Annotated in this window: 13 protein-coding genes; 8 read left to right on the plus strand and 5 right to left on the minus strand. The window is 72.6% G+C overall.

Going from position 1 to position 13,170, the window contains the following annotated elements; translation table 11 throughout:
* Positions 1-163 precede the first annotated feature (163 nt).
* The 6 genes from BLT36_RS00710 (at position 164) to BLT36_RS00735 (ending at position 6,210) form a co-directional block, all read left to right on the plus strand.
* Entirely contained in the window at positions 164-1,495 is a 1,332-nt protein-coding gene (locus tag BLT36_RS00710; protein WP_302847110.1) for an MFS transporter, read from the plus strand.
* Between the two features lie 4 nt (positions 1,496-1,499).
* A complete protein-coding gene (gene purU / locus BLT36_RS00715) occupies positions 1,500-2,369 on the plus strand; it encodes a formyltetrahydrofolate deformylase (RefSeq protein ID WP_092091056.1) in 870 nt (289 codons plus the stop codon).
* 8 nt (positions 2,370-2,377) lie between these two features.
* Positions 2,378-2,785 (plus strand): YrdB family protein, encoded by a 408-nt coding sequence (locus BLT36_RS00720; protein ID WP_092091058.1) that lies wholly within the window; start codon positions 2,378-2,380, stop codon positions 2,783-2,785.
* Positions 2,782-3,993 carry an N-acetylglucosamine-6-phosphate deacetylase gene (nagA, locus tag BLT36_RS00725; RefSeq protein WP_175529428.1) on the plus strand — a complete coding sequence of 404 codons (1,212 nt, stop codon included), beginning with the start codon at positions 2,782-2,784 and terminating at the stop codon, positions 3,991-3,993. Before BLT36_RS00720 ends, nagA begins: the two co-directional genes overlap by 4 nt.
* A 335-nt stretch (positions 3,994-4,328) precedes the next feature.
* A complete protein-coding gene (locus BLT36_RS00730; RefSeq protein WP_092091060.1) occupies positions 4,329-4,910 on the plus strand; it encodes a hypothetical protein in 582 nt (193 codons plus the stop codon).
* 79 nt (positions 4,911-4,989) lie between these two features.
* Entirely contained in the window at positions 4,990-6,210 is a 1,221-nt protein-coding gene (locus BLT36_RS00735) for an MFS transporter (protein ID WP_092091062.1), read from the plus strand.
* Between the two features lie 54 nt (positions 6,211-6,264).
* On the opposite strand, the gene BLT36_RS18880 is transcribed toward BLT36_RS00735, so the two are convergent.
* Complete coding sequence (locus tag BLT36_RS18880) at positions 6,265-7,113, minus strand: DUF3761 domain-containing protein (protein WP_217638253.1); 849 nt, start codon at positions 7,111-7,113, stop codon at positions 6,265-6,267.
* Between the two features lie 218 nt (positions 7,114-7,331).
* Between BLT36_RS18880 and BLT36_RS00745 the strand changes: the two genes are divergently transcribed.
* Positions 7,332-8,519: a MalY/PatB family protein gene (locus tag BLT36_RS00745; protein WP_092091064.1), complete on the plus strand. Its 1,188-nt coding sequence runs from the start codon at positions 7,332-7,334 to the stop codon at positions 8,517-8,519.
* A gap of 18 nt (positions 8,520-8,537) precedes the next feature.
* On the opposite strand, the gene nagB is transcribed toward BLT36_RS00745, so the two are convergent.
* A complete protein-coding gene (gene nagB, locus BLT36_RS00750; protein ID WP_092091068.1) occupies positions 8,538-9,323 on the minus strand; it encodes a glucosamine-6-phosphate deaminase in 786 nt (261 codons plus the stop codon).
* A gap of 60 nt (positions 9,324-9,383) precedes the next feature.
* On the opposite strand from nagB, the gene BLT36_RS00755 reads away from it, so the two are divergent.
* A complete protein-coding gene (locus BLT36_RS00755; RefSeq protein ID WP_092091070.1) occupies positions 9,384-9,863 on the plus strand; it encodes an NUDIX hydrolase in 480 nt (159 codons plus the stop codon).
* A 273-nt stretch (positions 9,864-10,136) separates the two neighbouring features.
* Here the strand turns inward: BLT36_RS00755 and BLT36_RS00760 are convergent, their stop codons facing one another.
* Genes BLT36_RS00760 through BLT36_RS00770 form a run of 3 tightly spaced genes read right to left on the minus strand, consistent with a single transcriptional unit; the run spans position 10,137 to position 13,167 of the window.
* Positions 10,137-11,207, minus strand: a complete 1,071-nt coding sequence (locus tag BLT36_RS00760; protein WP_092091072.1) for an ABC transporter ATP-binding protein — start codon at positions 11,205-11,207, stop codon at positions 10,137-10,139.
* Positions 11,204-12,142 carry an ABC transporter permease gene (locus BLT36_RS00765; RefSeq protein ID WP_092091074.1) on the minus strand — a complete coding sequence of 313 codons (939 nt, stop codon included), beginning with the start codon at positions 12,140-12,142 and terminating at the stop codon, positions 11,204-11,206. Before BLT36_RS00765 ends, BLT36_RS00760 begins: the two co-directional genes overlap by 4 nt.
* Positions 12,139-13,167, minus strand: coding sequence for an ABC transporter permease (locus tag BLT36_RS00770; RefSeq protein ID WP_139166302.1), 1,029 nt, complete (start codon positions 13,165-13,167; stop codon positions 12,139-12,141). The genes BLT36_RS00765 and BLT36_RS00770 overlap by 4 nt, the downstream gene beginning before the upstream one ends.
* Positions 13,168-13,170 lie beyond the last annotated feature (3 nt).

Here is a 13,170-nt window from a genome sequence, read left to right on the forward strand (position 1 = left end):
CCGGAGGCGGGACCTGCGTCGTGGACGCAGGCCGCGCCTCCAGGCCCGTCACGTCCCGACCACGTCGCGAAGGCAGACCACCACGTCCACCGCAACCGCCTCCACACCCGTCGCCACCGGCCCGCAGGGCAGCGGCTTCGGGCCGAAGCTCCTCATCCCCGTCCTGGTCGGGCCGCTCCTCAACCCGATCAACACCACCATGGTGTCGGTCGCGCTCGCACCGATCTCCCGCGACCTCGGGATCGGGGCGGCGCAGGCGATCTGGCTCGTCGCGGCGCTGTACCTGGCGAGTGCGATCGCGCAGCCGACGATGGGGAAGCTCGCGGACCGGTTCGGCCCGAAGAAGGTGTTCCTCACCGGGCTCGTCATCGTCGGCGTCGCCGGCGTCGTGCCCGAGTTCCTGACCGGCTTCGGCGGAGCGGTGTTCGCCCGCGTGCTCATCGGCATCGGGACCTCGTCGGCCTACCCGGCCGCGCTGACCACCCTCCGGCAGCACTCGGCGCGCATCGGCAAGCCGACACCGTCGCTCGTGCTCGGTGCACTGTCCATCACCTCGCTCGTCTCCGCTGCCGCCGGCCCGCCGCTCGGCGGCGCGCTCATCGCGGCGTTCGGCTGGCACGCGATCTTCCTCGTCAACGTGCCGCTCGCGGTGTTCGGCATCGTCGTCTCGGTGCTGTGGCTGCCCTCCGACCGGCTCCGTCCCCGCACCGACGAGGACCTGCCGGTCCTCACCGCACTCGACCCGTTCGGCATGCTCCTCATGACCGGCACGGTCTCGGCGCTGCTGGTGTTCCTGCTCGACCTGTCCGCCGGGCTCTGGTGGCTGCTCGCCGTCGCGATCGTGCTGCTCGTCGCGCTCGTGCTGTGGGAGCTCCGCGCCGTCCGACCGTTCGTCGACGTCCGGATGCTCGCGCGGAACGGGGCGCTGTCGCGGACCTACGTGCGGCTGTTCCTCGTGTACCTGCTGGCGTACACGATGACCTACGGCTTCTCGCAGTGGGTGCAGGACGTCGCGGGGTACTCGAGCGACGTCGCCGGGTACCTGCAGCTGCCCGCGGCGATCGTCGCCGGTGTCGCGTCGTTCCTCATCGCGCGGAAGACCGCCGTGCGCGGACCGCTCGTCATCGCAGCCGTCGTGCCGATCGTCGGCGGTGCGCTCCTGCTGCTGCTCCACAGCGGGTCACCGGTGTTCCTGCTCGTGCTCGCGCCCGCGCTGTTCGGGGTGCCGCAGGCGCTGGCGTCGGTGTCGAACCAGGCCGCCCTCTACCGGGTGGTGCCGTCGTCGTACATCGGCACGGCCGCCGGGCTGTCCCGGACGAGTGTCTACATCGGCGCGATCGCCGCGTCGTCGCTCATCGGCGGGGTGTTCGGGCAGGCGCCCACGACCCCGGACCTGCACGTGCTGGCGTGGGTGATCATCGGGGTCGCGGTGCTGCTGAGCGTGCTGACGATCGCCGACCGGGCGTTGGCGGACCGCCCGACCCCGGTACCCTGATGCGGTGACCGACCCGACCCACCAGGCCCCCACGCACTGGACCCTCACCCTGGTCTGCGACGACCAGCCCGGCATCGTCCACGCCGTCTCCGGAGCGGTCGTCGCGGCGAACGGGAACATCACCGAGTCGCAGCAGTTCTCGAGCGTCGACACGAACACGTTCTTCATGCGCCTGCAGGTCATGGCGCCCGTCGACCGCGCCGCGTTCGAGGAAGCGCTCGCCCCGGTCGCCGAACGGTACGACGCCCGCGTGCAGCTCGACGTCGTCGGCCGCCCACTGCGCACCCTCGTGCTCGTGTCGAAGGCCGGGCACTGCCTCAACGACCTGCTCTACCGCCAGCGTGGCGGGCAGCTGCCGATCGAGGTCCCCCTCGTCCTGTCGAACCACGCGGACCTGTCCGAGCTGGCGTCGTTCTACTCCGTCCCGTTCGAGCACCGGCCCGTCACCGACACCGCGTCGAAGCAGCAGATGGAACAGCGCATCCTCGAGGCGGTCGACGAGCACGACATCGAACTCGTCGTCCTCGCCCGGTACATGCAGATCCTGTCGCCGGGCCTCTGCGCCGCGCTGGAGGGCCGTGCCGTCAACATCCACCACTCGTTCCTGCCCGGCTTCAAGGGTGCGAACCCGTACCGGCAGGCCCATGCCCGCGGCGTGAAGCTCATCGGTGCGACCGCGCACTTCGTGACGAGCGACCTCGACGAGGGGCCGATCATCGAGCAGAACGTCGTGCGTGTGGACCACACGAAGGACCCCGCCGAGCTCGTCTCGATCGGGCAGGACGAGGAGTCCCGCACGCTCACCCAGGCGGTGCGCTGGATCGCGGAGGACCGAGTCCTCCTCGACGGCGCCCGCACGATCATCTTCAAGTAGGCAGCACCATGACGAACGCCCCGCAGTCCCCCGTCGACTGGGGAGAGGTCCCCGACCCGTCGGCGATCGGCACACCGCGGCGGGACTTCGACGGCTGGCGTGTGCTCCGCATCCTCGTCTGCACGTTCGGCCTGCTGTCGCTCGCGACGTGGGGCTACTTCGCGTGGCCGTTCCCGATGCCGGGCATCCTCTTCATGATCGGTGCACCCGTGTTCGCGGCGGTGGTCTGGTACTTCTTCCGCTCGCCGGCGTCGCCGATCGAGACGGACGTGGTGGGCAAGACGATCGTGGAGGTCGCGCTCGTGGTCGCCGCCGGTGCGTGCTGGATTTCGATCGGGCACCCGGTGATCGGGTTGGTCTTCATCGTGGTCGCGGCGCTGTCCGGTGTGGTGCAGTTCCGGAAGGAGTCGCGATGAGCGGCGCCGGTGCCGACGGCGTCGGCGTCGGCGTCGGCGTCGGCGTCGATGCTGTCGGCGCTGTCGGCCTGGAGGCACGCAGCACGCTGGTCCGGTCGGCGCGCGTCGTCGACGCGGCCGGTTCCACGGCGGACGGCTGGGTCCTCGTCGTCGGTGACACGATCCACGCGGTCGGCTCCGGTCCCGAGGCCCCCGCGGCGGACGAGGTCGTCGACCTCGGGGACGCCGTCCTGACGCCCGGGTTCATCGACCTGCACGGGCACGGCGGCGCGACGGCGGCGTACGAGGACGAGTCGTTCACCGCGGCGCTCACCGTGCACCGGACGCACGGCACGACCCGCTCGGTGCTGTCGCTCGTCGCCAACCCGGTCGAGGCGCTCGCGGGGTCGCTCGGCCGGGTGCGCGCCGTGATGGCGACCGACCCGCTCGTGCTCGGCGCCCACCTCGAGGGGCCGTTCCTCTCCCCGCACAACAAGGGCGCCCACAACGAGTCGTTCCTGCTCGCGCCGACGGCCGGCGACGTCGACGCCCTGCTCGCCGCCGGCGAGGGTGTCATCCGTCAGGTCACCATCGCGCCCGAGCTGCCCGGCGCCCTCGACGCCGTCCGCCGTTTCGTCGCCGCCGGGGTCACCGTCGCCGTCGGGCACACCGTCGGCACCCACGACCAGGCACGTGCAGCGTTCGACGCCGGCGCCACGCTGCTCACCCACGCGTTCAACGCGATGCCGGGCCTGCACCACCGGGCGCCCGGGCCGATCGGCGCCGCCGTCGCCGACGACCGCGTGACCCTCGAACTCATCCTCGACGCTGTCCACGTGCACCCCGTCGTGGCGGACACCCTGTTCCGTGCCGCCCCGGGTCGCGTCGCCCTGATCACCGACGCCATGGGTGCAGCCGGTGCGGCCGACGGGTCCTACCGACTCGGTTCGCTGGACGTCACCGTGACCGACGGCGTCGCCCACGTCGCCGGCACCGACACCATCGCGGGGTCGACGCTGACGCAGGACGTGGCACTGCGGAACGCCGTCACCCGTGCCGGACGGACGCTGCCCGAGGCCGTCGCCGCGCTGACGAGTGTGCCGGCGGCGGCGCTGGGGCTCGGCGACCGGTTGGGACGGCTCGCGCCGGGGTTCGCCGCGGACCTCGTGGCGATGTCGCCGTCGCTCGAGGTGCTGCGCGTCTGGGGTGCTGGGCGCGAGCTGCGCTGACGTCGCAGCACCCACGAACACCGCAGGCGCGCGGGACGGCCAACGCACACGGCCACGGCCGTACCGCGTCGCGTCGCGTCGGCTCGACCCGTCCCCGGCGCTGGTGGTCGTGGCGGATCCGGCGTACCGTCAGCAGCACTCGGCGAGACGTCGCCGACGCCAGGACGGCCGTCGCCGCACGGGTCGTCGTTCGTCCGGAGCACTGCCCCGGACGGGGTGGTCCGGAGCTCGCGCACCCACCCGCGACCGCAGAGGCCGACGCCGGCCGCGGTCCTCGCCACCCGATCCGATCACGGCGATCCGGGTCGGTCGCTCGGCTCCACCAAGGACCCGCCATGCACCGCACGTTCGCGACATCGCATGTGCTCGACACGACCGCACTGCTCATCATCGTGGTCGCGGCGACCAGCGCCTGCACCCTTCCACCGACCGAGGACACGCCCCCGTCAGCGGGGCCGTCCCGTGCCGGACCACCGACGGCAGCCGCATCGCCGGCCCCATCCGCCGGACCGCGTCCCACCCCGGAGCACCCCGCGCAGCCGCGTGACCCCGGAGCGAGCGTCCTCGAGGGCGCCTGGCGCACGGAGCTCTCGCGGCAGGACCTCGGTTTCGCCCCGTCCAGCCGCGCGACTCCGCCGGGGAACCGGAGCGGTCTCAGCGAAGCACCCGAATGGCGCATGCTCGTCTTCCACCGACCGCGCCTCACCATGCTCGGCGGGCACGGAGCGGACCCGTCGAGCATCGAGGAGATGACGTTCAGCGTGCGGGGTCGAGTCCTCACGATCGAGTCCGAGGGGCGCGTCATCCGCGTGCTCTGGACGGTCTCCATGGACGGGTTGACGCTCACGCCCACGGTGGACGGACCGATGCCCCCCGCGGTGTTCGTCCTGCACCCGTTCGCCCACGTCCACGGCTGACCCGGGCTGGTCGGGCTCGGGTCCGGTGCGCTGGTCGGGCCCGGGTCCGGTGCGCTGGTCGGGCACCTAGACTCGAGAAGTGCTCGACGGTCGCCGCCTCCCCCTCTGGGCTGGTCGCACCGCGGCTCTCGTCGGCATCGTCCTCGTCGCGTTCACGCTTCGCCAGGCGGTGGCTGCGGTGTCCCCGATCCTGGGTGCGATCCGTGTCGACGTCCCGGTCTCGACGCTGGACGTCGGCCTCCTCGGGACCCTGCCGCCGCTCCTCTTCGCGGCATCCGGGTTCACCGCCCCACGCGTCGCCCGGCACCTCGGCCTGGACGGCGGGATCGTCCTCGCGCTGGCCCTGATGACCGTCGGGCAGCTCGTCCGCGCGGTCGCACCGGGGGTCGCGGTGCTGCTCCTCGGCAGCACCGTCGCGTTCGCGGGGACCGGCGTCGGCAACGTGTTGCTCCCCTCCGTCGTGCGGCGGTACTTTCCCGACCGAGTCCCGCTGATCACCGCGCTCTACGCGTGCGTCATCGGCGTGAGCACGGCCGTGCCCGCCGCACTCGCCGCGCCGGTCGCCGCGCTGTACGGGTGGCGATCGTCGCTCGCGCTGTGGCCGGTCATCTCGGCCGTGGCACTCGTCCCCTGGCTCGTCGTCCTGGTGCAGCAGCGTCGGCAGCGGCGCTCGGGGCCCGGTGCCGTCGAGACGCCGCGGTCTGGCGCGCGCACTCGTCCGTGGCGTTCACGCACGGCGCTGTCGATCACCGCGCTCTTCTCGACGAGCACGATCTGCACCTACGCGGCGTTCGCGTGGCTGCCCGAGATCCTGCAGGACGTCGCCGGCTCGACGCCCACCCAGGCGGGCGTCCTGCTCGCCGTCACCGGCCTCGTCAGCGTTCCCGGCGCACTCCTCGCACCGCTCCTCGCCAGCCGGCCGCGCAACGTCGGTTGGCTGATCGCCACCGGCATCGCGGGCTTCGCCCTCGGGTACCTCGGCCTGCTCCTCGCGCCGGCCACGCTCCCGGTCCTGTGGGCGGTCCTCATCGGGATCGGGTCGATCCTGTTCCCCGTCTGCCTCGTGCTGATCAACATCCGGACGCGGACCCACGGCGGCACCGTGGGGCTGAGTGGGTTCGCGCAGGGCACCGCGTACGCGCTCGGTGCGCTCGGCCCGCTCCTGGTCGGGGTGTTGCACGACTCCGGCGGCGGTTGGACGGTCCCGCTGCTCTTCCTGCTCGGCATCGCATTGATGGCAGCGATCCCGGCGGCCACCCTCGCGCGGCCAGCCTTCGTCGAGGACGAGCTCTCGCACTAGTGCTGGCGCCGGTCGATGACGACCGTCACCGACCGGCTCGCCCGGCAGGGGCTCTCAGAGCCAGGCGGCGACCCCGCCGTGCCGCGAGCACGTGCCGCTGCGGGACTGACTGAAGCTGTAGGTCCCGTCGCCGCACTTCGCGGTGGCCCCGCTCGGTGCGGAGCTCGACACCTCCGGCCGGCAGACCGTGTTGCCCGCGCTGTTCACGTACGTCCCGTTCGTGCACGAGGGCTGCGCCGGAGCGGGCGGTGGGGCGACGTACGTGCCGACTGAGGTCACCTGGGCGACCGGCGGCATCGTGACCGCGTCGCTCACGAGTGTGCGCCCGGTCTCGACGCCGTCCGTGGTGGTGACCCGCCAGGTCTTCGTCCGGACGCCGGCCACTCCAGGTGTCGTGACCGTCGAGGAACCCTTCGCGAGCGTCGCGTCCTGGACGCTCTGCGCCGAGAACGGGACCGTGATCGTCTCGGTCACCGTCTTCGTGACGACGACCGGGGTCGGTGTCGGGGTCGGTGTCGGGGTCGGTGTCGGCGTGGGCGTCGTCGTGGGCGCGGGTGTCGCCGTGCGTTCGGCGACCAGCGCGTGCGGTCGGCCGGGCGCGGCGCTCGCCGGTGCGTGCGACGCGGCGGCCACGACCGGCGTCGACGGCGTCGGGTGCGTCGCCCCGAACGCCGAGGTCGAGCCGATCAGGACGACGAACGCGACGCCGGCACCGATCGCCGCCGCGGGCCGCTTCCGCGGGAGCCGGAGCCAGGTCGTCCGTCGGAACAGCACGCCGTACACCGCGGTGATCAGGACGACCAGAGCGGCCAGCATGACCGCGCTCCAGAAGCCGGACGACGCGAGGCCGATGAACGCGAGGAGCGCGGTCAACCCGACGCCGATCCACGTGATGACGGGCACCTTCCGCCACGGTCGGACACTGGGCGGCTGCGGCGGTTGGACGGACACGGTGCTCCTTCGGGTCGAGAACTGCGTCAGTCTGCGATGTACTTCTCGGTGTCCCCAACCCCCTGTTCGCGGGGGAGGTGGGGCCGGGCCGCGGGAATCCGCCACCGAACCCGACCGGTGCTCACGAGATCCGCGCTCTGCGGCTGACACTCGGCTGCGATGATGAGGCCATGAGCGTCATGGTCTCCATGTTCGATGCGTACCGCACCCGCACCAGCGAGAAGTACACGGCCTACCCGCCGGACGTGCTGCCGATGTTCGTCGCCGAGATGGACAGCATGCTCGCCGAGCCGGTGCGCGACGCCCTCGTCACCGCCGTCACCAACGGGGACACCGGGTACGTCGGCCACGGCCGCGCCCTGCCCGAGGCCTTCGTCGACTTCGCCGAGGACCGGTGGGGCTGGCACGTCGACCCCGACCTCGTCCGCACGACCACGGACGTGTCGGTCGCCGCGGTGGAGACGCTCCGCCGGGTCATCGAACCGGGTGACCAGGTCGTCATCATGCCGCCGGTGTACCCGCCGTTCTGGGAGTACGTGGCCGAGGCGGGTGGATCGGTGACCGAGGTGCCGCTGCTCGCACCCGACGGCGACCCGGACCCGTTCGACACGACGGCCGGCTGGCGGATGGACCTCGACGGCATCGCCCGGGCCTTCGCGGACGGCGCCCGGACGGTGCTGCTCTGCAACCCGCACAACCCCCTCGGACTCGTGCACGACCGGGAGTCCCTCGCCGCACTCGCACGGCTTGCCGCCGAGTGGGACGCCGTCGTCGTGTCGGACGAGATCCACGCCCCGCTCGTGCACGCGGACGCCACGTTCACCCCGTTCCTCGACTCCTGCCCCGAGGCTGCCGCCCTCGGGGTGGCCCTGACGAGCGCGAGCAAGGCCTGGAACCTCGCCGGCACGAAGTGCGCCCTGATGATCGGGGCGTCGCCTCGGGCGCGGGCGTGGTTCGACGGCATGCCCATCGAGGTCGTCGAGCGCACCGGCATCCTCGGCTACACCGCGAGCGTGGCGGCGTTCAGCGAGGGCGGCCCCTGGCTGGCATCGCTCCTCACCGAGCTGGCGGCGAACCGGCGGACGCTCGCCGAACGGCTCGGCGACGTGCTGCCCGGCGCTGGCTACCGGCAGCCGCAGGCGTCGTACCTGGCGTGGCTCGACCTCCGCGCGCTGCCGTGGGGCGAGGACCCCGCGGGGCCGCTCGTCGACGAGGCGAAGGTCGCGCTCGGCAGCGGGCCGGACTTCGGGCGGCAGGGGCTCGGCTTCGCGCGGCTGAACTTCGGCTGCTCGGCGGACACCCTCGACGAAGGGCTCAGCCGCCTGCAGACCGCGTACGAGCGGCGCACAGACGGCTGAGTCGCCCGTCCGGGACTGCTACTCGAACAGCTGCCAGGCCGGCTTGTTCGCGTAGGTGTAGCGGTAGTAGTCGGCGAGCTGGAGGCCGGCGGCGGCTTCCTCGTCGACGACGACGGTGGCGTGCTGGTGCAGCTGCAGCGCGCTGCCGGGGACGAACGAGCTGAGCGGCCCCTCGACCGCGGCGGCGATCGCGTCGGCCTTCGCGGAGCCCTGCGCGACGAGGACGAGTTCGCGGGCGTCGAGGATGGTGCCGAGGCCCTGCGTCATGCAGTGCGTGGGCACCTGCTCGAGGGAGTCGAAGAACCGGGCGTTCGCCTCACGCGTCGAGGGGGCGAGGGTCTTGATGCGGGTCCGGGACGCGAACGAGGACGTCGGCTCGTTGAACCCGATGTGTCCGTTGGCACCGATGCCGAGGATCTGCACGTCGACCCCGCCCGCAGCCCGGATCGCGGCATCGTACTCCTTCGCCGCGAACTCGAGGTCACCGGCACGCCCGTCGGGCACGCGCACCCGGGACGGGTCGAACCCGAGGGGTGCGGTGACGTCGCGGGCGATGACGCTGGCGTAGGACTCGGCGTGCTCCAGCGGGATCCCGACGTACTCGTCGAGGGCGAACGCGCGGGCCTCGGCGAACGAGATCTCCCCCGCGTCGACGCGACGCTGCAGGTCGGTGTAGATGCCCTGCGGGCTGGACCCGGTGGCGACTCCGATGACGGCGGACGGCTTCTTCGCGACGACGGAAGCGATCTTGGCCGCGGCGACGCGACCGACCTCAGCCGGCGTGGGCAGGATGATGATCTCCACACCCTCAGCCTACTGGTCATGACCAGTCTTCGACAGGGGCACGGTCGGTAGCGTGGCGGCATGCCCACGCCTGACTTCGTCCTGTCCCTCCGCTCGAAGATCGGTACCGACCCGCTGTGGTTGACCGGGGTGACCGCGGTCGTCACGCGCGGCGAGGGTGCGGACCGCGAGCTCCTCGTCGTGCGACGGGCGGACACCGCGGCGTTCACGCCGGTGACGGGCATCGTCGATCCCGGCGAGGAGCCCGCGGTGGCGGCCGAGCGCGAGGTCCTCGAGGAGGCCGACGTCGTCGCCGTCGCCGAACGCCTGGCGTGGGTGCAGGTCCTGCCCGAGATGACGTACACGAACGGCGACCGGGCGCAGTACCTCGACCTGGTGTTCGCCTGCCGGTACGTGTCCGGGGACCCCTTCCCGGCCGACGGCGAGAACACCGAGGCCTTCTGGGCGCCGCTCGACGCGCTGCCGGAGATGCCGGCGAACATGCGGGCACGGATCGACGCGGCCCTGTCCGACGACCCGGCCACGCGGTTCCAGCGCTGACCCGAGACTCGGGTCAGCGGCTCCGAGACTCGGTGTGGGCGACAGATCTCCCGGCCGCGAACGCGTGATCGGTCGCTCAGCCCGAGACTCGGCCGCCGGCCCGGAGCGCGCGTCGGCTGCCTGGAGGCACGGTGCGGGTCCGGACCGCGGCCCGACCGCGAAGCGAGTCTCGGGGTGAGCGACAGTTCTCGCGGCGTGCGCCACGAGAACTGTCGCTCTGGCCGAGTCTCGCCGCGGCCAGCCGCGCGGGCGCGCGCAGCCGCGCGGGCCCCGCTACGCGATCGGCGCGACCGCGACGGGCGCGCCGAGCAGGCGCACCGCGACGGCGTCGCCGGCCGCGCGCCGGTCCGCGACCTCGTGCTGGACCATCACGACGGTGTCGTCGTCGAGCCGGACCGTCGTGCGGCGGATCGAGCCGAGGAAGCTCGAGGCCACGACCGTGCCGGTGACGCCGTCCTCGGCGAACGCGACGTCCTCCGGGCGGATGTAGGCGAGCACCGGCCCGTCGGCGACCGAGCCGGCGAGCGCCGGCACCCGGAAGCCGTACACGAAGACGTCGCCGCCGCGCAGGTCACCCCGCAGCCGGTTCGACTGCCCGACGAAGTCCGCGGTGAAGGCCGACGACGGGTGCCGGTAGAGCTCCTCCGGCGTGCCGATCTGCTCGATGTCCCCGGCGTTCATCACCGCGATGCGGTCCGAGACGGCGAGGGCCTCCTCCTGGTCGTGGGTGACGAAGACCGTGGTGATCCCGAGGTCGCTCTGGATCCGGCGGATCTCGTCGCGGAGGGACACCCGCACCTTGGCGTCCAGGGCGGACAGCGGTTCGTCGAGCAGGAGCACCCGGGGCCGCGTGACGAGCGCGCGGGCGAGGGCGACGCGCTGCTGCTGGCCGCCGGACAGCTGGTGCGGGTACCGGTCGGCGAAGTCGGCGAGGTGCACCATGTCGAGCGCGTCGATGACCTGCTGGCGACGCGCCGCTGCCAGCACCCGGCGCATCTCGAGCCCGAACGCGACGTTCTGCCGCACGGTCATGTGCGGGAACAGCGAGTACTGCTGGAACACCATGCCGATGTCCCGCTTGTTCACCGGGGTCTGCGCGACGTCGGTGCCGTCGATGCGGATCGAGCCGGCGTCGATGGCCTCGAGGCCGGCGAGTGCTCGGAGCGCCGTGGTCTTCCCGCAGCCGGACGGCCCGAGGAGCGAGACGAACTCGCCCGGCTCGATGCGGAGCGACAGCCCGGCGAGGGCGCGGTGGGTGCCGTAGTGCTTCTCGACGGCCTCGAGCTCGACGGTCGCACCGGTGGTGGACAGCGACGCGGGGGCGGCGGGGGCGGTGACGGTCATGCGGACTCCTTCTGGCCGCGCGAGCGGCGGGGGCCGGTACGGCGCGTGCCGGTGCGGCGCTGCCCGATCCGGCCGATGACGACGAGCAGCACGAACCCGAACAGGAGCGCGCCGAGCGAGAAGATCGCGGCGACGTACGGATCGGTCCCCTGCACGAGCAGGAGCGCGGTCTGGAACGTCGTGCGGGAGAGGAACGAGGCGAGGGTGTACTCACCGAGGACCACCGTGATGGTGAGGAAGCACGCGGCGGTGATGCCACGGCGGAGATTCGGCAGGAGCACCCGCCACGTCACGGTCCACCACGAGGCGCCGAGGGAACGGGCCGCCTCGGACAGCACCGTCATGTCCATCGCGGTGATGGCCGCTGCGATCGGTCGGAAGGCGAAGGGCAGCGAGATGATGCCGATCGCGAAGGACAGCGTCCACGCGTCCGAGCCGAAGACCTGCGCCACCACCTGGTACACGGGGATGAAACCCACGACCAGGACCACGACGGGCACCGTGATCGGCACGATGCAGACGAACTCGAGGACCCGGCGGAGCCGCGGGTAGCGGAGCGCGGTGATGATCTGCGCCGGCAGCAGCACGAGCAGCACGATCCCCACGGTGATGAGCGCGATGAGGAGCGAGGCGCCGAGCCCGTCGAACACCGGCTGGTACGTCGCCGCGTTCACCGGGTCCGCGATCGCCGTGTAGTGCGAGAGCGTCAGGCTGCCGTCGGTGCCCTGGCGGAACGTGAACTGCGCGAGGGCGACGAGGGGGACGGCGAACACGAGGCCGACGACGACCAGCACGATCGCGGCGGTGACCCGCGACGGGGCCGCGCCGAAGCGGGGGACGCGGGTCGCGCCTCCAGGCCGCCCTGTCGTCCGTCGCGCCGGACGCGAGCCGGGCCGCTGTGCCGGACCCGAGCCGATCGGTTGCGCCGCGGTCATCGCTGCCACCTCGCAGCGCGACGCTGCAGCAGCGAGTACCCGGTCATCACGACCGCCATCACGACGACCATGCCGAAGGCGAGCACCCCGGCCACGTTCTGCAGGCCGATGATCGTCTCGCTGGTGAGCTGCGTGCGGATCGTGAGCGGCACGATCCCGCCCTGCGAGATGAGTGCCGCCGCGGTCGCGAACGACGAGAAGCCGTTCGCGAACAACAGCAGCAGCGATCCCCAGAACGCCGGCGCGAGGACCGGCAGGCCGATGCGACGCCAGTAGGTCAGACGCGAGGCGCCGAGGGTGGCGGCGGCTTCGCCCCACTGGGACCTGACGCCCTCGAGGGCAGGCATGAACGTGAGCACCATCAGCGGCACCTGGAAGTAGACGTAGGGGATGACGAGCCCGGGCACCGTGTACAGGAAGGCGCCGTTCGCGTTGAGGTCGACGTGGAACGCCGAGATGAGCCACGTCGTGACGAGGCCCTGCACGCCGATCGTCGCGATGAACGCGAAGGCGAGCATGACGCCGCCGAACTGGGCGAGGACGCTCGCGGCCGAGTCGATCATCGACCGGACGACGCCGTCGGGCCGGAGCGCCGCCAGTGCCCAGCAGACGACCGCGCCGATCACGGCACCGATCACGGCGGACACCGCGGACAGCCCGAACGAGCCGCCGAAGGCGCGGAGGACGGACGGGTCCGCGAAGGCGGCGAGGTTCGCGACCGTGAACCGGCCGCTGCCGTCGAAGAAGCCGCTGCCGATCGCGATCACCGCGGGAACGGCGAGGAAGAGGAGGACGTAGAGCGCGAACGGGGTCAGGCCGAGCCACGCGAGGCCGCCGCGGCGCCGGACACGGGGTCCGGCGACGCGGCGGGCGGTGGCATCGGTCTGCCCGGCGGCCGCGCTTGTGGCGGCGGCGGCCGGGGCTCCCGGCCGGGCCGGGCCCGCGGCAGTGCCCGCGGGTGCCGGGGCTCCCGGCCGGGCCGGCGCCGCGGGGCCCGCGGCGCCGGCTGCCGATGCGGTGGTCATGCT

The sequence above is a fragment of the Curtobacterium sp. UNCCL20 genome (assembly GCF_900101675.1).
In the GTDB taxonomy this organism is placed as follows: Bacteria; Actinomycetota; Actinomycetes; order Actinomycetales; family Microbacteriaceae; genus Curtobacterium.